The 22,104-nt window shown below is 36.8% G+C and carries 16 protein-coding genes; 12 read left to right on the forward strand and 4 right to left on the reverse strand.

Going from position 1 to position 22,104, the window contains the following annotated elements; all coding sequences use genetic code 11:
• The first annotated feature begins 6 nt into the window (after positions 1 to 6).
• The 3 genes from rnhA to VK161_RS02680 all read left to right on the forward strand — a co-directional run bounded on the left by rnhA (position 7) and on the right by VK161_RS02680 (position 3,578).
• Positions 7 to 501, forward strand: a complete 495-nt coding sequence (gene rnhA / locus VK161_RS02670) for a ribonuclease HI (RefSeq protein WP_324213209.1) — start codon at positions 7 to 9, stop codon at positions 499 to 501.
• 118 nt (positions 502 to 619) lie between these two features.
• Positions 620 to 1,543 carry a PfkB family carbohydrate kinase gene (locus VK161_RS02675; protein ID WP_324213210.1) on the forward strand — a complete coding sequence of 308 codons (924 nt, stop codon included), beginning with the start codon at positions 620 to 622 and terminating at the stop codon, positions 1,541 to 1,543.
• Positions 1,544 to 1,679: 136 nt separating this feature from the next.
• Positions 1,680 to 3,578: an amidophosphoribosyltransferase gene (locus tag VK161_RS02680; RefSeq protein WP_324213211.1), complete on the forward strand. Its 1,899-nt coding sequence runs from the start codon at positions 1,680 to 1,682 to the stop codon at positions 3,576 to 3,578.
• Positions 3,579 to 3,993: 415 nt separating this feature from the next.
• Here the strand turns inward: VK161_RS02680 and VK161_RS02685 are convergent, their stop codons facing one another.
• The gene (locus tag VK161_RS02685; protein ID WP_324213212.1) at positions 3,994 to 4,602 is read right to left on the reverse strand and encodes a superoxide dismutase; all 609 of its coding nucleotides are present in this window, start codon (positions 4,600 to 4,602) and stop codon (positions 3,994 to 3,996) included.
• A 221-nt stretch (positions 4,603 to 4,823) separates the two neighbouring features.
• On the opposite strand from VK161_RS02685, the gene VK161_RS02690 reads away from it, so the two are divergent.
• From VK161_RS02690 to VK161_RS02710, 5 genes are all read left to right on the forward strand, one after another.
• On the forward strand, positions 4,824 to 5,369 hold the full coding sequence (locus VK161_RS02690) for a GNAT family N-acetyltransferase (protein WP_324213213.1): 546 nt from the start codon (positions 4,824 to 4,826) through the stop codon (positions 5,367 to 5,369).
• Positions 5,370 to 5,386: 17 nt separating this feature from the next.
• Positions 5,387 to 8,551 (forward strand): UvrD-helicase domain-containing protein, encoded by a 3,165-nt coding sequence (locus VK161_RS02695; protein WP_324213214.1) that lies wholly within the window; start codon positions 5,387 to 5,389, stop codon positions 8,549 to 8,551.
• 16 nt (positions 8,552 to 8,567) lie between these two features.
• Positions 8,568 to 9,758: a glycine C-acetyltransferase gene (gene kbl / locus VK161_RS02700; protein WP_324213215.1), complete on the forward strand. Its 1,191-nt coding sequence runs from the start codon at positions 8,568 to 8,570 to the stop codon at positions 9,756 to 9,758.
• Between the two features lie 107 nt (positions 9,759 to 9,865).
• Positions 9,866 to 11,272, forward strand: coding sequence for an OmpA family protein (locus VK161_RS02705; RefSeq protein WP_324213216.1), 1,407 nt, complete (start codon positions 9,866 to 9,868; stop codon positions 11,270 to 11,272).
• A gap of 64 nt (positions 11,273 to 11,336) precedes the next feature.
• Positions 11,337 to 14,105, forward strand: coding sequence for a PD-(D/E)XK nuclease family protein (locus VK161_RS02710; RefSeq protein WP_324213217.1), 2,769 nt, complete (start codon positions 11,337 to 11,339; stop codon positions 14,103 to 14,105).
• Positions 14,106 to 14,149: 44 nt separating this feature from the next.
• Here the strand turns inward: VK161_RS02710 and VK161_RS02715 are convergent, their stop codons facing one another.
• Positions 14,150 to 14,932, reverse strand: coding sequence for an alpha/beta hydrolase (locus VK161_RS02715; RefSeq protein WP_324213218.1), 783 nt, complete (start codon positions 14,930 to 14,932; stop codon positions 14,150 to 14,152).
• 152 nt (positions 14,933 to 15,084) lie between these two features.
• Between VK161_RS02715 and VK161_RS02720 the strand changes: the two genes are divergently transcribed.
• The gene (locus VK161_RS02720; protein ID WP_324213219.1) at positions 15,085 to 15,498 is read left to right on the forward strand and encodes a DUF1398 domain-containing protein; all 414 of its coding nucleotides are present in this window, start codon (positions 15,085 to 15,087) and stop codon (positions 15,496 to 15,498) included.
• 30 nt (positions 15,499 to 15,528) lie between these two features.
• On the opposite strand, the gene VK161_RS02725 is transcribed toward VK161_RS02720, so the two are convergent.
• Both VK161_RS02725 and VK161_RS02730 read right to left on the reverse strand, forming a co-directional pair.
• A complete protein-coding gene (locus VK161_RS02725; protein WP_324213220.1) occupies positions 15,529 to 16,821 on the reverse strand; it encodes an aminopeptidase P family protein in 1,293 nt (430 codons plus the stop codon).
• Between the two features lie 155 nt (positions 16,822 to 16,976).
• The gene (locus VK161_RS02730; RefSeq protein ID WP_324213221.1) at positions 16,977 to 17,570 is read right to left on the reverse strand and encodes a Crp/Fnr family transcriptional regulator; all 594 of its coding nucleotides are present in this window, start codon (positions 17,568 to 17,570) and stop codon (positions 16,977 to 16,979) included.
• 93 nt (positions 17,571 to 17,663) lie between these two features.
• Between VK161_RS02730 and VK161_RS02735 the strand changes: the two genes are divergently transcribed.
• The 3 genes from VK161_RS02735 to VK161_RS02745 all read left to right on the forward strand — a co-directional run bounded on the left by VK161_RS02735 (position 17,664) and on the right by VK161_RS02745 (position 22,082).
• A complete protein-coding gene (locus VK161_RS02735) occupies positions 17,664 to 20,276 on the forward strand; it encodes a VPS10 domain-containing protein (protein WP_324213222.1) in 2,613 nt (870 codons plus the stop codon).
• Position 20,277: 1 nt separating this feature from the next.
• Complete coding sequence (locus tag VK161_RS02740; RefSeq protein ID WP_324213223.1) at positions 20,278 to 21,129, forward strand: ChaN family lipoprotein; 852 nt, start codon at positions 20,278 to 20,280, stop codon at positions 21,127 to 21,129.
• 80 nt (positions 21,130 to 21,209) lie between these two features.
• Positions 21,210 to 22,082: a hypothetical protein gene (locus tag VK161_RS02745; protein WP_324213224.1), complete on the forward strand. Its 873-nt coding sequence runs from the start codon at positions 21,210 to 21,212 to the stop codon at positions 22,080 to 22,082.
• Positions 22,083 to 22,104: the final 22 nt, after the last annotated feature.

Here is a 22,104-nt window from a genome sequence, read left to right on the forward strand (position 1 = left end):
ATTCACTTGAACCATCAAGTCCACATCTACACCGACGGCGCAGCCAAAGGAAACCCTGGAAACGGAGGTTATGGCGTAGTTATGGAATTAGTAGGCACCAATTACAAAAAAGAATTCTACGAAGGATTTCGGCTTACTACAAATAATAGAATGGAATTATTAGCGGTAATTGTTGGTCTGGAAAAGCTAAAAAACCCTAATATGACTGTTTTAGTGATTTCCGATTCGAAATACGTGGTCGATGCTGTAGAAAAAAAATGGGTGTTTGGCTGGGAAAAGAAAAACTTCGCTGGCAAGAAAAACCCCGATTTATGGATGCGCTTCCTCAAAATTTACCGCAAACACCAAGTCGATTTCAAATGGATCAAAGGCCACAACAATCATCCTCAAAACGAACGTTGTGATGAATTGGCCGTTTATGCTTCGGGTTTGCCGAATTTATCAATAGATGAATTTTATGAGTCAATGGATAATGGACAATTGACAATTAATAATGACTAACACATCTTAATTTTTCATTAGCTTCCTAATTATCAATTGTCCATTGTTAATTATCAATTAATAATTACCTTTGCGCCTTTAATTTGAGATTGCTTCGAAATCTCGCAATGACAATTTAATGAACAAACTTTTAATAGTAGGAACGGTTGCTTTTGATGCCATCGAAACGCCTTTCGGGAAAACAGACAAAATATTGGGTGGAGCAGGAACTTTCATCGGTTTATCCGCTTCGCATTTTAATTTACAATCGGCTATTGTTTCTGTTGTAGGTGATGATTTTCCGCAAGAATATTTGGATTTACTAACCGATAGAAACATCGATATTTCGGGTCTTGAAATAGTTCAAGGTGGAAAAACCTTCTTTTGGAGCGGTCGTTACCACAACGATATGAACTCGCGCGACACCTTAGCAACAGAGCTTAATGTATTGGCCGATTTCAATCCGATTGTTCCCGAAAATTACAAAAATGCCGATGTGGTGATGTTAGGAAACTTACATCCATTAGTACAAACGGGTGTATTGAATCAAATGACTTCAACACCAAAATTGGTAGTTTTGGACACAATGAACTTCTGGATGGATTGTGCGTTACCTGAATTGTTAGACGTAATCAAACGCGTAGACGTAATTACCATTAACGATGAAGAAGCACGCCAATTATCAGGTGAATATTCATTAGTGAAAGCCGCAGCTAAAATCCATACTATGGGTCCAAAATACGTGGTGATTAAAAAAGGAGAACACGGCGCATTGTTGTTCCACAACGAACATATTTTCTTTGCTCCAGCATTGCCTTTGGCCGACGTATTTGATCCAACGGGTGCAGGCGATACATTTGCTGGTGGATTTGCAGGCTACATCACGCAACAAGGCGACATTTCCTTTGAAACCATGAAAACCGCAATTATTCAAGGATCGAACTTAGCTTCGTTCTGTGTGGAGAAATTCGGAACCGAGCGTATGGTAGAACTGAAAGAAGCCGAAGTAAAAAATAGATTAAAACAATTCAAAGCGTTAACACAATTTGAAATAGAATTATAATAACTTTATGCCTCGAAATTTCGGGGCATTTTTTATTAAGAAAGCCACAGATTCGCAGATTTTATTTACAATGAACTTTAAAAAAAACAGTGAATCTGTGGCAAAATTGAACAACACAACATAAACAACTACAACAATGAGTGACGCAATCAAACACGAATGTGGAATTGCACTTTTACGATTAAAGAAACCGCTAGAGTTCTACAAAGAAAAATACGGTTCGGCTTTCTACGGAATACAGAAAATGTACCTTCTGATGGAAAAGCAACACAACCGCGGACAAGATGGTGCCGGATTTGCATCTATCAAATTGGATGTCGAAGCAGGCGAACGCTACATCAGTCGAGTTCGTTCTAACGACGCTCAAGCGATTCAAGATGTTTTCAAACAAATCAATGATCGCATCAACGACGAAATGACTGCACATCCCGAATATGCCAATAACGTAGCTTTACAAAAAGCGAATATTCCGTACATAGGAGAACTTTTTTTAGGACATGTTCGCTACGGAACTTTCGGTAAAAACAGTATCGAAAGCGTTCATCCATTTCTTCGTCAAAACAATTGGATGCACCGAAATTTGATTGTGGCGGGAAATTTCAACATGACCAACGTTAAAGAATTATTCAACAGTTTGGTTGAATTAGGACAACATCCCAAAGAAATGGCAGACACGGTTACTGTGATGGAAAAAATCGGACATTTCTTAGACGATGAGGTAACTGATTTGTACCAAGAATGCAAAAACAACGGCTTATCCAAAAGAGAAGCTTCTCCGGTAATTGCAGAGAAACTGCCGGTTGCCAAAATTTTAAAACGCGCTTCCAAAGGTTGGGACGGCGGTTATGCGATGGCCGGACTTTTTGGTCATGGTGACGCTTTTGTTTTTAGAGATCCAGCCGGAATTCGTCCAGCGTATTTTTACGAAGACGACGAAATTGTAGTGGTTGCTTCTGAACGACCTGTGATCCAAACCGTTTTCAATGTTCCTTTTGAAAAAGTACAAGAATTACAACCCGGAAATGCGTTAATCATCAAAAAGAACGGAACGGTTACCGAAGAAGAAATCATCGAACCTTCTGTAAAAAAAGCGTGTTCGTTTGAACGCATCTATTTTTCACGCGGAAGCGATGCCGAAATTTACCAAGAACGAAAAGAACTCGGAAAATTAATTTTACCAGCCGTTTTAGAAGCCATTGATGACGATACGGACAATACGGTTTTCTCTTACATTCCCAATACAGCCGAAACTTCGTTTTACGGAATGGTCGAAGCGGCCAATGATTTCTTAAATCAACGAAAAAATAAATTCATCCTCGATAATCGGAAAAAATTAACCAAAGATTCGTTAGAAGAATTATTAGCCGTTAAAATCAGAACAGAGAAAATCGCCATTAAAGATGCCAAACTTCGAACGTTTATTACCGATGATAGCAGTCGCGATGATTTGGTGGCACACGTTTACGATGTGACCTACGGCGTAATTCGCCCAACGGATAATTTGGTCATTATTGATGATAGTATCGTTCGCGGAACTACTTTAAAGAAAAGTATTCTCAAAATGATGGACCGTTTGAATCCAAAACGAATAGTTGTAGTGTCATCCGCGCCGCAAATTCGCTATCCTGATTGCTACGGAATCGATATGGCAAAGCTCGAAGGCTTAGTAGCTTTTCAAGCCGCAATTGAGTTATTGAAGGAACGCAATCAGTATCACATTGTAGATGAAGTGTACAAAAAATGCAAAGCTCAAGAGAACTTAAAAGACTCAGAAGTAGTCAATTACGTGTCAGAAATATATTCGCCATTTAGCGATATGGAAATTTCAAACAAGATCGCCGAGTTATTGAATTCTGAAGACATCAAAGCGGAAGTAAAAATCATATTTCAATCGGTAGAAAACCTTCACAAAGCGTGTCCTAAAAATTTAGGCGATTGGTACTTCACTGGTGACTATCCAACTCCGGGTGGAAACCGTGTGGTCAACCGCGCTTTTATGAATTTTTACGAAGGAAAAGACGCTCGAGCGTATTAAAATTTAACAAAAAGTGTAGTTCGTCGATTAATTTAGTATTTTAACAAATATTTTTTACTGTTCATCGACTCCCAACTACATTTGGTGAACCATAGCATTAGTAGGTTAAGTTTATGGTAGATTTGGGGCAAAAAAGGTGAAATTTATTTTTCACCTTTTTTATTTTATAATAGTCTCACTTTCAAAAAGGTAAATTGTACTCGTATTTGCCTATCATCCCAATATAATCCCATTCAAATCGCTTGTTTTTACTGTTCTAGGTAGTATTTTCGTTCTACCATAGAATTTAGTAGGTTAAGTTTAATGGTAGATTTGGGGCAAAAAGGCATTCGCTCTTGCGGATGCCTTTTTAACATAAAAAAACCGTTCCGACAAAATCTCGGAACGGTTTTTATAATTCAGGACAAAAATAACTTTATTTTTCAGTTACATACAAACGCGTCACTTCTTCCCAATTGATTACATTGAAAAAAGCCTCAATATAATCAGGACGACGGTTTTGGTAGTTCAAATAGTAAGCGTGTTCCCAAACATCCATTCCTAAAATAGGAAAACCTCCACAACCCGTATCAGGCATTAATGGATTATCTTGGTTTGGAGTAGAACATACTTCTAATTTCCCGCCTTTGTGAACGCACAACCAAGCCCAACCCGAACCAAAACGAGTCGCTCCAGCTTTAGCAAATTGCGCTTTGAATTCGTCAAACGATTTAAAATCCCTTTCAATTGCTTCCAACAACTCACCTTTTGGCAATCCACCACCATTAGGTGACATCACTCTCCAGAATAAGTTGTGGTTATAAAATCCACCGCCATTATTACGAACAGCCGCGTTTTTCATATCCAAGTTAATTAAAATATTTTCTATCGTTTTTCCTTCTAAATCGGTTCCTGCAACAGCAGCGTTTAAATTGGTTGTGTAAGCGTTATGGTGTTTTGTATGATGAATTTCCATAGTGCGTGCATCAATATGCGGTTCTAAAGCATCATACGAATAAGGTAATTGTGGTAATTCAAAAGCCATGATATCTTTTTTTAAGATTAATACTAAATTGAATTCAAATTTAATCATTTAACTTCGCATAGCGAAATCATTAACAATAGATTTTACAAATGTTAACATAATTGTTTCTTTTTTTTGAAGCTGTTTCCTGCTTTTCGTTCCAATCTTTTTTGTCGTCCCAAGCAAAGGCCAAGGACAAAAAAGGATTTCCACTGCAATCAGGGCTAGGCATTAGTAGTAGTATGAAATTCAACCTTCAACCCGAACACTTGAAAACCGATTTAATTCAGTTGTTTCCTTTACAAGAAAACGATTTTGAGGAATTGTATCGTGTAGCGTCCGACCCATTAGTATGGGAACAACATCCCAACAAATTGCGTTACCAAAGAGAAGTTTTTCAAAATTTCTTCGAAGGCGCGATGCAATCCAAAGGCGCATTTTTAGTCCGCGATGCACAAACCAATGAAGTGGTAGGAAGTTCACGTTTTTACGATTTTGATGAAAACGACAATTCCATTTTAATTGGTTACACGTTTATCGGCAGAAAATTCTGGGGAAATGGCTACAACAAAGCGTTGAAAAAGCTCATGCTCGATTATGCTTTTCAATTTGTAGACACAGTCTATTTTCACATCGGAGCACAGAATTTCCGCTCACAAAAAGCTATCGAGAAAATCGGAGCTACTAAAGTAGGTGAACAAGAAGTAGAATATTTCGGAGAAGACTCAAAATTGAATTATATTTATCAAATTAAAAATCCAAACCCTTCAAGAGTTTCAAACTCTTGAAGGGTTGCTCAATAACTATGGTTAAACCAGCATTCTCCATCTACGACGCATCTGCAGGTTCGGGCAAAACCTATACTTTGGTGAAAGAATACCTAAAAATTATTCTGCTCTCCAAAAAATTAGACGCGTACCGAAACATCCTCGCCATTACGTTTACCAACAAAGCGGTTCACGAAATGAAAAGCAGAGTGGTTACGAGTTTGTCGGAATTTGCCAAAGACCATCCTTCCGAAAAAGCACAGGATTTAATGCAAACCATCGCTTCTGAAGCTGGATTATCGCTCAATGAAATCCATTCGAAAGCAAAAAACATCATCAAAAACCTAATTCACAATTATGCGGCTTTTGATATTTCTACCATCGATAAATTTACCCACAAAGTCATACGCGCTTTTGCACACGATTTAAAATTGCCCATCACTTTTGAAGTTTCCCTCGATACAGAAACACTATTGACTGAAGCAGTTGATGCCATCATCGCCAAAGCCGGAGAAGACGAAGAAATCACCAAATTACTAGTTGATTATACCTTGGAAAAAACCAACGACGATAAAAGTTGGGACGTTTCACGAGAAATCATGGAAACAGGGCAATTGCTGCTCAACGAAAACAATCGCGAGGAAATCATTCATTTTCACGAAAAAAAAATAGAAGATTTTGTTCTCATCAAATCAAAATTGGTTCAATTGTGTGCCGATTTAGAAAAGCAAACCGTTGATTTGGCAAAGCAAGCACTGAGTTTAATCGAGCAGAACGGAATTGACCTCAAATCATTTTCACGCGGAACTTTCCCGAATCATTTGAATTATATTATCGAGTCCAATCCGAAAGCAAAAGATAAAAAATTTACCGAAGTTGATTCGATTGCCATCAACAAAAACGCTTCAGACAGAGCAATTATTGAAGCAATTATTCCACAATTACTCCAATTGTTAAGTCAAATCTATCCCAAATTAGAAAAGAAATATTTTTACGAAGCGTTTCTTAAAAATATAACTCCATTGTCGCTTTTGAATACCTTGAGTAATCAGTTGACCGAAATTCAGAAAGAGAAAAACATCCTTTCGATAACCGAATTCAATAAATTAATCAACGAGCAGATTCAAAATCAGCCTGCGCCTTTTATTTACGAGCGAATGGGCGAAAAATACAAACACTTTTTCATCGACGAGTTTCAAGATACTTCGTTAATGCAGTGGCACAATTTGATTCCGCTGATTGACAATTCATTATCGAGCGAAGATTTGAATGGTGAACGCGGTTCGTTGCTCATTGTAGGCGATCCCAAACAATCGATTTACCGTTGGCGCGGCGGAAAAGCAGAACAATTCATCGAGTTGAGTAAAGACGAAAATCCATTTGTGAATCCGGATAAAAAGTTGTTTTCACTCGATACCAATTACCGAAGTTATTCTCAAATCATCGATTTCAATAACGAGTTTTTCAAAATTTTATCATCAAAATTCACCAACGAAGATTACAAAGATTTATACGAAAATCACAGTCATCAAAAACAAAATGACAAAAAAGGAGGATATGTTTCCATTTCGTTTCTACCAAAAGAAAATACAGCCGAATCTGAACCTGAAAACGACGAAGAAAACCTCGATAAAGACCAACAGTATTGCACTAAAATTTTAAGCACAATCGATCAAATTATTCAGTTGGGTTTTCAGTATAAAGACATTGTAATTTTAACACGAAACAACAAAAAAGCAACCCTTGCAGCACGATTTTTAACTGAAGAAAACGTGCCCATTGTTTCATCGGAAAGTCTTTTATTGTCTGCCTCTTCAGAAGTAAAAGTTATTATTCATACATTACGATATATGAATAACTTTAATAACTTGGAGGCGAAGTCGAATTTACTGTATTATTTGTCCAAAAACAATCAAGATAAATCTTCAATTCACGATTTTATTTTTCAGGGAATGGAACACAAAAGTGAAGTTGAATTTCAAGCCTGGTTGACGCAATTTGGAGTCGATTTGAACTTTAAAAACCTTCGAAAAAAATCGTTGTACGAAGCTACAGAAACCATCATTTCGAAAGTAATTCCAATTAAAAAGAGAAACGCGTACGTTCAGTACTTTTTAGATATTATTCTGGAAAAAGACATTCGAAATCAATTCGGAATTTCGGAGTTTTTGAATTTCTGGGAAAGCAAAAGCGATTCATTAAGTATTCCATCGCCCGAAGGAAATGACGCGGTAAAAATCATGACCATTCACAAATCAAAAGGACTGGAGTTTCCGGTAGTTATTTTTCCATTTGCTGAAGAAAATTATGCCTTGACCAAGCAAGAAAAACTATGGCTCGAAGCCGACGAATCAGTGATTGGATTGCCCAAAGCATTGGTTGCAAAAAATAAAAGTGTGGAATCGTTTGGCGAAGAAGCATCCGAAGTATACCATCAAAAAGAGCAAGAAAAATTACTAGATAACATCAATGTGCTTTATGTGGCTTTAACACGAGCTGAAGAGCAATTGTACATCATTTCATCGGAAGTAAAACCAACCAAAGACGGAAATTATCCCAACAATTTAGCCTCTTTTTTTGTGGAATATTTAAATGAAACTCATCGTTTCAAAGAAGATGAGTTAGAATATGAATTGGGAAGTAAGACAAAACTATCTTCAAACAAATCTATAGAAATCAACACTAAAATTACGCCACAAAGGTATTCCGAGTACAACCCTAACGGCATCAAAATTGCGCAAAAAGAAAGCTTGATGTGGGACACCAAACAACAAAAAGCCATAGAGTACGGTAATCTTTTACACGAAATTTTATCGCACGTCAAAACGAAAAATGATGTAGAATTGGCAATAACAAAAGCGTTAGAAAGTGGTTTGATAGAGAAAAATCAGAAAGAAACCATTTTGGAAAGTTCTAGTAAAATTGTTTTTCATCCCGAGTTGATTGATTTTTTTACTGAGGAAGGCAAAGTATTGAACGAAAAAACAATCATCCAGAAAAAAGAAGGCTTGTCGAAACCAGACAGAATTGTTATCCGACCCAATAATGAGGTTTTCTTGCTCGACTACAAAACAGGTGAACCGCTTTTAAAGCACAAAGAGCAAGTTGAAAATTATGCCTTATCAATAGAAGAAATGGGGTATAAGGTGACAAAAAAAGTACTGGTATACATTGGAGAAGAAATCAAAATTATACATTTGTAAAATAAAATAAACAACTATGTACGGTAAAATAAAACAACATCTTCAAAACGAATTGGATGCAATTCAAAACAACGGATTATTCAAAAAAGAACGCATTATTACTTCGCCACAAGGTGCAGAAATTACTGTAAACGGAGAAACGGTCCTGAATTTTTGTGCCAACAATTATTTGGGATTATCATCGCATCCAGAAGTGATTCAAGCCGCCAAAGACGCTTTAGACTCTCATGGTTTCGGAATGTCATCTGTGCGATTCATTTGCGGAACTCAAGACATTCATAAGTCATTAGAAAAAGCAATTGCTGAGTTTTACGGAACCGAAGACACTATTTTGTACGCAGCTGCATTTGATGCCAATGGTGGAGTTTTCGAACCATTGTTAGGAGAAGAAGATTGTATCATTTCAGATAGTTTGAATCACGCATCGATTATTGATGGTGTGCGCTTATGCAAAGCAGCGCGTTATCGTTATGAAAACTCTAATATGGAAGATTTAGAACAGCAACTCATCAAAGCAACCCAAGAAGGCAGAAGATTCAAATTAATCGTAACTGATGGAGTTTTCTCAATGGATGGTTTGGTTGCTCCGTTGGATAAAATTTGCGACTTGGCCGATCAATACGATGCAATGGTTATGGTAGATGAATGTCATGCTGCAGGGTTTATTGGTGCCACAGGAAAAGGAACAATGGAAGCCAAAGGTGTCATGGGAAGAGTAGACATTATCACAGGAACGTTAGGTAAAGCATTGGGTGGAGCAATGGGTGGCTACACAACAGCAAAAAAGGAAATCATTGAAATTTTACGACAACGTTCACGACCTTACTTGTTCTCCAATTCATTAGCGCCAGCTATTGTTGGGGCATCTTTGAAGGTTTTTGAATTATTGAAGAAAGATACTTCATTGAGAGATAAATTAGAATGGAATACTAACTACTTCAAACAAGGAATGAAAAGTGCTGGTTTTGATATTATTGACGGAGATTCGGCTATTGTTCCAGTAATGCTTTACGATGCAAAGTTATCACAAGTCATGGCTGATGAATTGCTGAAGAAAGGAATTTATGTTATTGGATTCTTTTATCCTGTTGTTCCAAAGGACAAAGCAAGAATACGAGTACAATTATCTGCAGCACATTCAAAAGAACATTTAGACAAGGCAATCAAAGCGTTCACAGAAGTAGGTAAAACATTAGAAATCATATAGGACAAATTAATTTTAATTATAGAATTTTGTCTACAATATTTTGATAATTCATTTATTGGTGTTACTTTTGTCGCATTATAACCATTATAATTAAACAAAATTTAAGTATGAAACATCTTAACAAATTATTTGCTGCGTTGCTTTTAGTAGCTGCTTTTAGCACTCAAGCACAGGATAGCAATAACAAATGGGCTATTTCGTTTGGTGCAAACGCGGTAGACGGAGGCAGAGTTAGCGCTGCATCAAAATTAGAAGATCAATTTTCTCAGTATTTTGACGCTAAAAAGTATTGGAGCATTATACCTTCTGTATCTACTATTGGAGTATCAAGATACGTAGGAGATAATTTTTCTTTCGGTGTTACTGGTTCTGTAAACAAGATTACTAAAATGGTAGGTGAAAGACCTGAAGTTCCTGGAGATTATCCAGTTGTAAACCCAGGTGATTTAAGTTATTATGCAGCAGATGCTGTTGTTAAATATAGCTTTAATGGATTATTGAAATCTAAAGTTATTGATCCTTCTGCTCACATTGGTGGAGGTTATACTTGGTTTGGTGATGCTTCTGCAGGTACTTTAAACGGAGGTTTAGGTTTAACTTTGTGGTTCACTGAGCAAGTAGGTCTTTCTTGGGTTTCTACATACAAACATTCGTTTGATGATGCAAGATTTCCAAATGTTGATGTTCCATCACATTTACAACACTCTGCTGGATTAACATTCAAATTCGGAGCAAAAGATACTGATAATGACGGAATTTATGACAAAGATGATACTTGTCCTACAGTATTTGGATTAAAACAATTTAATGGTTGTCCTGATACAGATGGTGATGGTCTTCAAGATAGTGAAGATGATTGTCCAAATGATGCAGGTTCAGTAGAAATGAAAGGTTGTCCTGATACTGATGGTGATGGTATTGCTGATAAAGATGATGCTTGTCCAGATGTTGCTGGTATCAAATCATTACAAGGTTGTCCAGATGCTGACGGTGATGGTATCACTGACAAAAAAGATAATTGTCCAGATGTTAAAGGTCCAAAAGAAAATAATGGTTGTCCTTGGCCAGACAAAGATGGTGACGGTGTACTTGACAAAGATGACAAATGTCCAGATGTTAAAGGTACTGTAGCTAACAAAGGTTGTCCAGAAGTTTCTGACGAAGCTATCAAAAGATTAAACGATTATGCTAAAACGATTTTATTCGATACTAACAAAGCTACGTTCCAACAAAGAACTTACCCAGTATTAGAAGCTATCGTTGCTATCTTGAAAGAATACCCAACAGCTAACTTCTCTATCGAAGGTCACACAGACAGTGACGGTAAAGATGCTGCTAACCAAACGTTATCTGAAAACAGAGCGGCTGCGGTTAAAGATTATTTAATCGAAAAAGGTATTGCTTCTTCAAGATTATCATCTAAAGGTTTTGGTGAGTCTATGCCAATTGACACTAACAAAACTAAAGCTGGTAAAGCTAACAACAGAAGAGTTGAAGTGAAATTAGTAAAATAATTTCTTTTAAAATATTTCTGAAAACGCCCCGATATTTCGGGGCGTTTTTTTATTTTTATATACTATGTTAAACACCTCTTTTTTAAATCAACTGGCTCAGAAGATACTGCTGAATCATTCGGAAAATAGTTCCGATTTGTTAGTGGTTTTGCCCAACAAAAGAGCCAAAGTTTTTTTATTAAATGAATTGAAAGAAGCAACTTCTACAACGCTTTTTTCTCCCGATATTATTAGTATAGAAGATTTTATTCAAGATATCGCTGGTATTCGAACATTAGATTCTATTGAACTTCTCTTTCAGTTTTATCAGGTTTATCTCGAAATCCATGACGATGAACCCAAAGAAACATTTGATGTATTTGCCAATTGGGCTAAAACACTTTTGCAAGATTTTAATGAAATTGATCGGTATTTATTAGATCCCGATAAGATTCTCAACTACCTCGAAAACATCAAAGAAATCGAACATTGGTCGGTTTCTATCGAACAACGCACGGATTTAATCGAAAAGCATTTAAAATTCTGGAAGAAATTACCCGAGTACTACCATTCACTTTACGATTGTTTACTCAGCCAAGGCAAAGGTTATCAAGGTTTGATTTACCGCGAAGCAGTAGAGAATGTCAATCATTTTTCCAATCAACTGTCCAATTCCCAACACATTATTTTTGCTGGGTTTAATGCCTTGAATCAAGCCGAAGAACGAATTATTCAACACCTTTTGGCTTGTGAAAAAGCAACAGTTTATTGGGATATTGATGCAACTTTTTTAAACGATTTTCAACACGATGCTGGTTTGTTTCAACGCAAAATCAAATCGAGTTGGCCTCATTATAAATCGAATCCTTATGAGTGGATTTTCAATCAGTATCAAGAAGAAAAAAACATTCACATTATCAGTACTTCAAAATCGATTGGGCAAGCCAAAATTGTAGGTGAAATTATCAGTGAACGCATTTCAGAAGGCAATACCAACCTCCAAAATGTAGCAGTAGTTCTTGCCGACGAGAACTTAATGCTTCCCGTTTTACACTCACTTCCAAATGAAGTGGATGCACTCAATATTACTATGGGTTTTTCGAGTAAAAACAACCCAGCACAATTGCTCGTTTCTAAATTATTTAAGATGCATACTAATGCCTTGAATAAAGATCCTAAAAACTACGTTTTTTACTATAAAGAAGTACTCGAAATTCTCAATCATCCATTACTGGAACCCAATATTCAATCTAATGAATTGGTTACTAAAATCAATTTCAATAATTACACTTTCATCACTTTAAAAAAGCTTAAAGAGCTTTACAATTCAGAAAATGAACTATTCGATTTGATTTTTAATCAGTGGAATTTCCCTGCCAATAAAGTGCTCGATCAACTTTCGCAAATCTTATTGGTGATTAAATCCAAACTCGAATCCAATTCGGAAGAAGAAAAAATCACCCGTGCTTTCATCTATTCCGTTTTTAAGGTCATCAACAAACTTAAAAACTATTTTATTGAGGTCGAAAATTCCTCTATTGATACGATTGACAATCTCTACGCCATATACAAACAGGTGATTGATGAGGCCGAAGTTTCTTTTGAAGGTGAACCACTCAACGGACTTCAAATTATGGGTGTTTTAGAAAGCCGTGTACTCGACTTCGAAACGGTGATTATCACTTCTGTCAACGAAGGGAAATTGCCTTCAGGAAAGAGCATGAATTCTTTTCTTCCCTATGATGTCAAAGTCGAATACGGTTTGCCAACCTATAAAGAGAAAGACGCCATTTTTGCCTTCCACTTTTATCATTTGTTGCAAAGAGCCAAAAATGTATACCTCATTTATAATTCCGATTCCGATGGTTATGATGCTGCCGAAAAAAGCCGCTTCATTACTCAATTGGAAGTGGAACAACCCAAAAAACACAACACAACATTTGAATATTACAATCCGATTGTACCTAATATTGCGTACCAATTAGTAAGTGTTCCAAAAACGGATAAAGTAATGGTACGCTTACGCGAAATTGCAGAAAAAGGCTTTTCACCATCGTCGTTAACTACTTACATCCGAAATCCAATACAGTTCTATTTCCAGCGAGTTTTACGCATTTCTGAAGTAGATGAAGTGGAAGAGAATATCGCCGTTAACACGCTTGGAACCATCATTCACAAAACCTTAGAAGAATTGTACAAACCTTTAATAGGTCGATTGATTACCGTTTTAGACATTCAAAATTGCCTGAAAAAAGTAGACGAAGAAACGCTCACACAATTCAAATTGGTTTATAAAGAAGGCGAGATAAAAAAAGGAAGAAATCTGTTGGCTTTTGAAGTTGCTAAGCAAAATGTAACCAATTTTTTAAACCAAGAATTGGCTTCAATTGAAAGCGGTGACGAAATTCAAATCATTGCCTTAGAACACAATTACGAACGCTTATTAGAACATCCAACATTGCCATTTCCAGTTCTGATTAAAGGTAATTTAGATCGTGTGGAATACCGTAATGGAAGAATCCGAATCATCGATTATAAAACAGGAAAAGTAGAACAACGAAGTCTTACACTCAAACATTGGAATGGGTTGACCACCGACATTAAAAACGACAAAATCATTCAAGTTTTGGCCTACGCTTTTATGTTTGAAAATGAATTAAAAGGTCGCGAAATGGAAGCTGGAATTCTATCCTTCAAAAACCTTAAATCTGGATTTTTACCTTTTACGGTTAAAGAAGGTAAAGATGTAATTTCGATTATTTCTGAAGAAGTGATGCAAAATTACCTCGAACAAGTAGTAGCGTTATTGGCAGAAATCATGAACGAAGAAATTCCGTTTACAGAGAAATTGTAGTTTTGAAGAATCTTGCGTAAACCATAGTGTCTTCGCTGTTAGAACTAAATCTTTTTAAAAAAATCCATCAACACTTTCATCAATTCATCTTGATTTTCAATGTGACTCATGTGTCCGTCTTCAAAACTAGTGAGCTGTACTTTTGTGCCTTCAATTTGGTCTAAATTGTCGTTGTAAATCAAAACACCGTCTTTTTTACCCAAAATCAACTGAATCGGATACGGCGCAAAATGCAAAATCACTTCGCGGTCTTTCCTGATTTTCATGCCTTCCAAAGCAGCAACAATTCCTTGTAACGGCGTTTTTAAAGCTTCCAGTTTTACTTTTTCAATTTCTTCGGATAAACGTTCGCGATTGTCTTCGCTAAACAAATTGGCAATACTCATCCGAACAAAAGCCGAGTAGTTTTGCTTTACAGCAACGATTGCACGATCGCGATTAATTTTACGTTCGTCACTGTCAGCTCGCGAAGTCGAATTCAACAATACCAAACCTTTCATCGCATCCGGATACAATTCGGCGAAAGCCAATGCTACATATCCGCCCATCGAATGACCAACTAAAACTGCTTTTCTGACTTTCAATTCGTGCAAAACAGAGTGAACCATATCGGCTTGGTCTTCCATAGAATGTACATAACCCAAGCATTCGGTTTGACCGTGACCTAACAAATCAATCGTAATCACACGGAATTTCTTAGAAAACTCAGGCACAAAGGCATTCCACATGCTCTGATTTTCTAAGAAACCATGCAACAGCACAATCGCGGTTCCTTTTCCTTGGTCGGTATAGGAGATTTTGGTGTTTTTGTAGACGGTTGTTTTCATTAGCGCAAAACTATGACTTTAATTTTTTTGAACCACTAAAGAAACAAAAGAAAGTGTGCCAATTGAGTGTAATAACTTTTGTGTCTTTTATGGTTGAATAAAACAACTTATTTTTACAAAAAATCTAGTTTCTATTTAATAAAACAAAAACCATGTTCACACTCCAACAAATTCACGAAGCCCATTCTAAAGTAAAAAGCGGTGCCGATTTCCCAAAGTACATGCAAGATATTATTGATCTTGGCGTAACGTCTTTTGAGACTTTTGTATCAGACAACCATACTAATTATAAAGGGGAAAATGACTTTTCAATTTCGTCAGATGGTTTTACAGAAACCTTAATTATTGCTGATGAATGCAATGCTGAACAGTTCAAATCGGATTTAAAAGCGCACCAACAAGGCCAAACGGATTACTTGACATTTTTGAACGATTGCGCCAAATCAGGCATCGAAAAATGGGCGGTTCTTATGGATCAAATGACGTGTGCGTATTTTGATAAAAAAGGAGAAGCTATTTTGGTTGAGAAAATCCCTAGTGTTAAAAAAAACGACCTACTTCCGTAAGTCGTCTTTTTAAACTCTGCCTTCTGAAGACTATTGGTTCATTATCGCCTCAATTTCATCCACTTCAATCGGAATGTTGCGCATTAAATTGAACGCCGAGCCTTGTTCCTGAATCACCATATCGTCTTCAATACGAATTCCGAAACCTTCCGCCGGAATGTAAATTCCAGGTTCAACAGTAAACACCATATTGGCTTTCATCGGTTCGTGTAGCAAACCATAATCGTGCGTGTCCAATCCCATGTGGTGCGATGTTCCGTGCATAAAATATTTTTTATACGCTGGCCAATCAGGGTTTTCGTTTTGCACATCGGCTTTGTCAATCAATCCCAAGCCAAGTAATTCAGAAGTCATTATTTTCCCCACTTCTACATGGTATTGTTTCCATAAAGTGCCTGGAACTAGCATTTTTGTTGCTTCATTTTTTACACGTAAAACCGCATTGTATACTTCTTTTTGTCGTTCTGAAAAACGTCCCGAAACCGGAACCATACGCGTCATATCGCTTGAATAATTAGCATATTCAGCACCCACATCCAATAAAATCAAATCGCCCTCTCTACATTGTTGATTGTTTTCAATGTAATGCAACACATTCGCATTATTTCCCGAAGCAATAATTGGTGTGTACGCAAATCCTTTGGAACGATTGCGTAAAAATTCGTGCGCAAATTCGGCTTCAATTTCGTATTCCATTACATTCGGTTTTACGAAATTCAAAATGCGACGGAAGCCTTTCTCGGTAATATCACAAGCGGTTTGAATCAAATCAATTTCTTCACTTTCTTTTACCGAACGCAAACGTTGCAATATAGGATTCGATTTTTCTACTTTGTGTGCCGGATAATTTTCTTTCCACCATTTTACAAAACGCGCTTCACGGGTTTCTGTTTCAATGGTAGCACGATAATGCTCATTGGTATTGATGTAAATTGTGTCAGCATAGGCCATGATTTCCTTCAAGGTTTTATGAAAATCCTGAAGCCAGATTACTGTTTTGATTCCGGCTACTTCAAACGCACGCTCTTTGGTCAGTTTTTCGCCTTCCCAAATGGCAATGTGTTCGTTGGTTTCTTTTAGAAAAAGAATTTCTTTCAAATGCTCGTAAGGTGCGTCAGGAAAAAGCAACAAAATACTTTCTTCTTGATCCACTCCCGATAAATAAAAGATATCCCGGTGTTGTGCAAAAGGCAACGTACTGTCGGCCGAAACCGGATAAATATCGTTCGAATTAAATACAGCAACACTGTTGGGTTTCATCTGCGCAGTAAATTTTCTTCTGTTTTTGATGAATAAATCACGGTCTATTGGATGGTATTTCATAGTTCAGATTATAAGATAATTATAAATTAATACATCAAAATTAGTGAATATTGCGACTATTGAAGTAGCCAAATGGCGTTATTTTGTATGACCGCAGATTCACAGATTAAAAGTTACTAATAATTAATAAAAAAATCAGTGAATTAGTTGCTATTCTATAAAATGCTCTTGCGAATACGACTCATGTGTCGGTTGGAAATTCCTAAAAAAGAAGCCAAATAATGCAGCGGAACTTCTTGTAGTAATTTAGGTTCGTTGGTGAGTAGTTTTTTGTAGCGTTCTTCCGGAGTTAGTGTCAGTAAGTCAATGCGGTAATCGTCAATCAAACAGATTTGTTTTTCGATTAAATTGTAATAAAATTGATGAAAGGCTTCGTTATTTGAGATTAACTCTTTGAATGTTTTTAAATCAACAACCCACAATTGAGTGTCCGCAATCGCTTTGATACTTTTTCGCGATGGTTTCTGAAAAAGAAAACTATTCAATGATGAAGTAACGGAGTTTTTCAATGCCAAATACGATGTTTTTTCTTCTCCTTCAATCAGTATTGAATGTTGTAAAATCCCACTTTCAACGTAACAGAAATAAGTACACACTTCATTTTCTTTGACAAAATAGTCGTTTTTCTTCAGTTCTAAAATCGAAAAAGATGCAATGGCTTTCTCCATTAATTGAGTCAACGAATCGGAATTCGAATCCAAAAAACTAAGCGCAAAAGTCAGAAACTGATTTTTTGATGAAGCAGACATTGTAATGATAATTTCAAAACAAAAATATTCTTTTTGTGCGAATAGTTTTTAAGAATGCCTTGAAAACAATATTTTTATAAAAAATTTCAAAACATGAAAAAGAGTTTTTGGTTGCTATTTCTAGTTATTCAGTCGATTACAGCGCAGAATTACTCATTGGATTCGGTCGAATTCAAAAGCATTGGTCCAACCATAATGAGTGGTCGAGTAGTCGATTTGGCTGTGAATCCCGAAAACCCTGTTGAGTTTTATGTGGCCTACGCTTCGGGCGGAGTTTGGTATACCAACAACAATGGGACGAGTTTTTCACCCATAATGGATTCGGCAGAAACATTGAATTGTGGTACTGTAACCGTCGATTGGAATTCAGGAACAATTTGGGTCGGAACAGGTGAAGTCAATTCGTCGCGCTCATCGTATTCAGGAATCGGAGTTTTAAAATCATCCGATAAAGGAAAAACGTGGGAAAATTTAGGTTTACCCGAAAGTCATCACATCAGTAGAATCAGAGTCAATCCGAAAAATACCAACGAAATTATAGTTGGAGTTGTAGGTCATTTGTATTCCAAAAATAACGAACGTGGCATTTACAAAACCATCGATGGCGGAAAAACCTGGAAACAAACTCTTTTTGTAAACGATGAAACCGGAATAATAGATGTTGCTGTAGTATCGGATAACTTCAATACTCTATACGCTGCTGCTTGGCGAAAAGACCGGAAAGCGTGGAATTTCAAAGGCAACGGTGAAGGTTCTGGAATTTATAAAAGCACCGATGCTGGAGCCACTTGGCAATTGATTTCTACTCCAAATTCGGGTTTTCCTGCAGGCGAGAAAGTGGGAAGAATCGGGCTTTTTGCAGTCACTTCAAAGAATATTTATGCTGTTGTCGACAATCAAAACCTTCGTCCATCCGCCAAAAAAGAAAAGCCTAAAGACGCCAACTCAGCTCTTTTTGACACTGAAGTAATTGGTTGTGAACTCTATCAATCTAACGATGGCGGAATCACTTGGATAAAGAAAAACAAAGACTTCATTGACGATATGTACTATAGCTATGGCTATTATTTTGCCAATATAACGGTTGACAGTCAAAATCCGAATCGAGTGTACATTGGTGGTGTTCCGTTGCTGTTTTCTGAAGATGGTGGCGCTACTTTTAAAGCTATTAGTAAAGAAAACGTTCATGCCGATCATCACGTTACTTGGGTAAATCCGAAAAACCCGAATCACATCATCAACGGAAATGATGGTGGAGTGAACATCACTTTTGATAACGGTGAAAATTGGATTAAATGCAACAATCAAGCAGTTGGGCAATTTTATGCCGTGAATGTCGATTATCAAGAAAACTATAATGTTTATGGCGGTTTGCAAGACAACGGCGTTTGGTTTGGACCAAATGATTACAGTCACAATCGCGCTTGGCAGCAAGAAGGGAAGTATCCGTTTCAAGAAATTTTAGGTGGCGATGGAATGCAAGTACAAATCGACAAACGCGACCCAAATATTGTATTCACTGGTTTTCAATTTGGAAATTATTACCGTTATGATTTAAACAAAAATACATCAGAACCAATAACTCCAAAAGCCAAAAAAGACGACGAAGCTTTTCGCTATAACTGGCAAACACCTATTTTATTGTCTTCACACAACCAAGACATACTGTATTTTGGTTCTAATTTTTTGCATCGTTCAATGAATCAAGGCGAAAAATGGGAAGCAATTTCACCTGATTTGACTAAAGGAAAAGTAGAAGGTAATGTGGCATTCGGAACTATAACGACTATTTCAGAAAGTACATTTCAATTCGGATTGTTGTACGTTGGAACCGATGATGGTAACATTCACGTTTCTAAAGACAGTGGGAATTCATGGCAATTGATTTCAGGAAATTTACCTCAAAATTTGTGGGTTTCACGGGTAGTTGCATCGGCTCACAAAAAAGAAAGAGTTTACGCAACTTTAAACGGATATCGCAATGATGATTTTACAGCTTATGTCTATGTTTCAGAGGATTTTGGTGCAACGTGGAAGCGCATTTCAAACCTTCCTAATCATCCTGTAAATGTAATTGTAGAAGACAAAACCAACGAAAATTTGCTTTTTGTAGGAACCGATAACAATGTGTACGTTTCTTTTGATAAAGGTGATTCATGGCAAGAATTTTCCAACGGAATGCCCAAAGTTGCGGTTCACGATTTGGTCATTCAAATCAAAGCCAACGAATTGATTGTTGGAACTCACGGACGTTCATTATACAAAGTTGATATTTCAAAACTACAAGATTTGCAACCTGTTGTTGCTAAAAAAGAATTGCATTTGTATGGTATCGCGAGCAAAACTAAATCAGAACGTTGGGGACAAAAAGGGTACGCTTGGGGAAAGCCAATCGAGCCCAAAACTACAATTTGGTTCTATTCCAATTCAGATAAAGAAGTGAATCTTACGATTGAAAACAGCAAAAAAGCGGTTGTTTATTCGCAAAAAATTGCCGCTAAAAAAGGCATTAATAAAGTAGAATACGATTGCACATTATCTAAAAATGATGCTGATAGTTGGGTAAGAAAAGACAAGAAAATCGGAATCAAAGAAGCCAAGAATAAGAAGTATTATTTACCAGCAGATAAGTATACTGTTACGGTTCAGAGTAGTGATTTTAAAGAATCAGAATCGTTGGTAATTGAAGAATCTAAAAAGAGTTAAGATGAAAAAAAGTCTACTAGTACTCAGTTGTTTCTTTGTGTTTTCAGTAGTTGCACAAGACAAAAAAGCCTACCAATTATTTGATAAAAACGGAAAGAAAACGACCTACACAAAATTACTAAAGGCAACTTTGAATACACAAGTAGTGCTTTTTGGTGAATACCATAATAATTCGATAGTGCATTGGTTGCAACTCGAATTGACCAAAGATGTTGCCGAGAAAAAACCAGTAGTTTTGGGAGCAGAAATGCTCGAAGCCGATAATCAAAAGCAATTGAATGCGTATTTGAAAGGCGAAATCAATCAAAAGCAATTGGATTCAACGGCACGATTGTGGCCCAATTATAAAACCGATTACAAACCTTTGGTTGATTTTGCCAAAGACAATAACATCACATTCATTGCTACTAACATTCCCAGAAGATACGCTTCGATGGTTTCCAAAAAAGGTTTTGAAGCCATGGAAACACTTACCGATGAGGAAAAATCATGGATTGCACCACAACCAATTCCGTACGACGCCAATTTACCGGGTTATGTCGAAATGATGAAAATGATGGGCGAACACACTAGTCCGAATATGCCCAAAGCACAAGCCAGTAAAGATGCTACCATGGGTTATTTCATCTATAAAAATCTGAAAGACAATAGCGTTTTTATCCACTATAACGGAACCTATCACTCCGATAATTTTGAAGGAATCAGTTGGTATCTTTTACAACAAAATCCCGATTTAAAAATCATTACTATTGCTACTGTTGAGCAAAAAGACCTTTCCAAATTAGAAAATGAACATTACAATAAAGCCGATTTTATTCTCGTTATTGATGAAGATGCAACTAAAACGTATTAGATCCACTACAAATCAGTTTTTTAATTACTTTTGAACCGAAATACAACAAAAAAGTTAAAAATACAAATAGAGTTCTCAAAATGAAAAAGATAGTCAACTTAGTTTTATTGTTTGTTTTTGCAGTTTCATTTGTTTCTTGTGAAGATTCGGATGATACTTTGGGCGAACCAAAATTAATTTTCAAATTCAAACTCGACCCCACTCAAGCACGACTGAATAATTTAGGACAAATTGCCGCAATTCCTCCAGGCCATGCTGGGCAATCGCCTATTTTTAATGGAATTTCTTCCAATTATATCGAAATGGCGCCTTTGAATACTACGCTTTTAGGTCAAGGTCAGGTTTTGTACCACGGACCAGAAACTTCGGTTGGTGGTGCAACAGCCATCGACTTCAGTCAGGCCAAAATTGTAGCCGATGATGAAGTTTTTATCGAGGTTCCGCTTCGTTATGTTCAACCCGGAACATACCGTTGGATGAGAGTCTCACTTTCGTATCAAAATTATCAAATTTCGGTGCGTGAAGCCGGAACGGATTATACCGGAACTTTAGCGAGTTTTGTGGGTTACAACACCTACATCGGTTCGTTCAACATTGGTACACATACTTTTGATGTCAATTCCAATAAATTACAAGGTTATTGGGCTTTTGCTTTGAACGATTTCGATTATGCTACTTTTGGTCAAGCGCCAGTTGGAGCAACAACCGTTCCCAATCCGCTTTGGAACACATCTCCAATTCCAGACGGTTCTTGTGTGGTTACGGGTAATTTCTTTGAGCCGTTGGTAATTGGTGACAATGAGAAAAAAGACATTGTTGTAACCCTATCATTATCAACTAATAAAAGTTTCGAATGGATTGATGGAAACAACAACGGAAAATACGAACCAAGTTTAGGTGAAACGGTTGTTGATATGGGATTAAGAGGTTTGATTCCGACCTATACCCGATAATTTTGTTTAGTTTTTTTGTTGA

The organism is Flavobacterium sp., from assembly GCF_035299245.1.
Taxonomy (GTDB): domain Bacteria; phylum Bacteroidota; class Bacteroidia; order Flavobacteriales; family Flavobacteriaceae; genus Flavobacterium.

What these genes read in the sequence shown, in the direction of transcription:
- VK161_RS02735 (WP_324213222.1), top strand. Translation starts at nt 17,664, where the DNA reads ATGAAAAAGAGTTTTTGGTTGCTATTTCTAGTTATTCAGTCGATTACA.
- VK161_RS02685 (WP_324213212.1), bottom strand. Translation starts at nt 4,602, where the DNA reads ATGGCTTTTGAATTACCACAATTACCTTATTCGTATGATGCTTTAGAA.
- VK161_RS02705 (WP_324213216.1), top strand. Translation starts at nt 9,866, where the DNA reads ATGAAACATCTTAACAAATTATTTGCTGCGTTGCTTTTAGTAGCTGCT.
- VK161_RS02725 (WP_324213220.1), bottom strand. Translation starts at nt 16,821, where the DNA reads ATGAAATACCATCCAATAGACCGTGATTTATTCATCAAAAACAGAAGA.
- VK161_RS02675 (WP_324213210.1), top strand. Translation starts at nt 620, where the DNA reads ATGAACAAACTTTTAATAGTAGGAACGGTTGCTTTTGATGCCATCGAA.
- VK161_RS02730 (WP_324213221.1), bottom strand. Translation starts at nt 17,570, where the DNA reads ATGTCTGCTTCATCAAAAAATCAGTTTCTGACTTTTGCGCTTAGTTTT.
- VK161_RS02690 (WP_324213213.1), top strand. Translation starts at nt 4,824, where the DNA reads ATGAAATTCAACCTTCAACCCGAACACTTGAAAACCGATTTAATTCAG.
- VK161_RS02715 (WP_324213218.1), bottom strand. Translation starts at nt 14,932, where the DNA reads ATGAAAACAACCGTCTACAAAAACACCAAAATCTCCTATACCGACCAA.
- VK161_RS02710 (WP_324213217.1), top strand. Translation starts at nt 11,337, where the DNA reads ATGTTAAACACCTCTTTTTTAAATCAACTGGCTCAGAAGATACTGCTG.
- VK161_RS02740 (WP_324213223.1), top strand. Translation starts at nt 20,278, where the DNA reads ATGAAAAAAAGTCTACTAGTACTCAGTTGTTTCTTTGTGTTTTCAGTA.
- VK161_RS02695 (WP_324213214.1), top strand. Translation starts at nt 5,387, where the DNA reads ATGGTTAAACCAGCATTCTCCATCTACGACGCATCTGCAGGTTCGGGC.
- VK161_RS02745 (WP_324213224.1), top strand. Translation starts at nt 21,210, where the DNA reads ATGAAAAAGATAGTCAACTTAGTTTTATTGTTTGTTTTTGCAGTTTCA.
- VK161_RS02680 (WP_324213211.1), top strand. Translation starts at nt 1,680, where the DNA reads ATGAGTGACGCAATCAAACACGAATGTGGAATTGCACTTTTACGATTA.
- VK161_RS02720 (WP_324213219.1), top strand. Translation starts at nt 15,085, where the DNA reads ATGTTCACACTCCAACAAATTCACGAAGCCCATTCTAAAGTAAAAAGC.
- kbl (WP_324213215.1), top strand. Translation starts at nt 8,568, where the DNA reads ATGTACGGTAAAATAAAACAACATCTTCAAAACGAATTGGATGCAATT.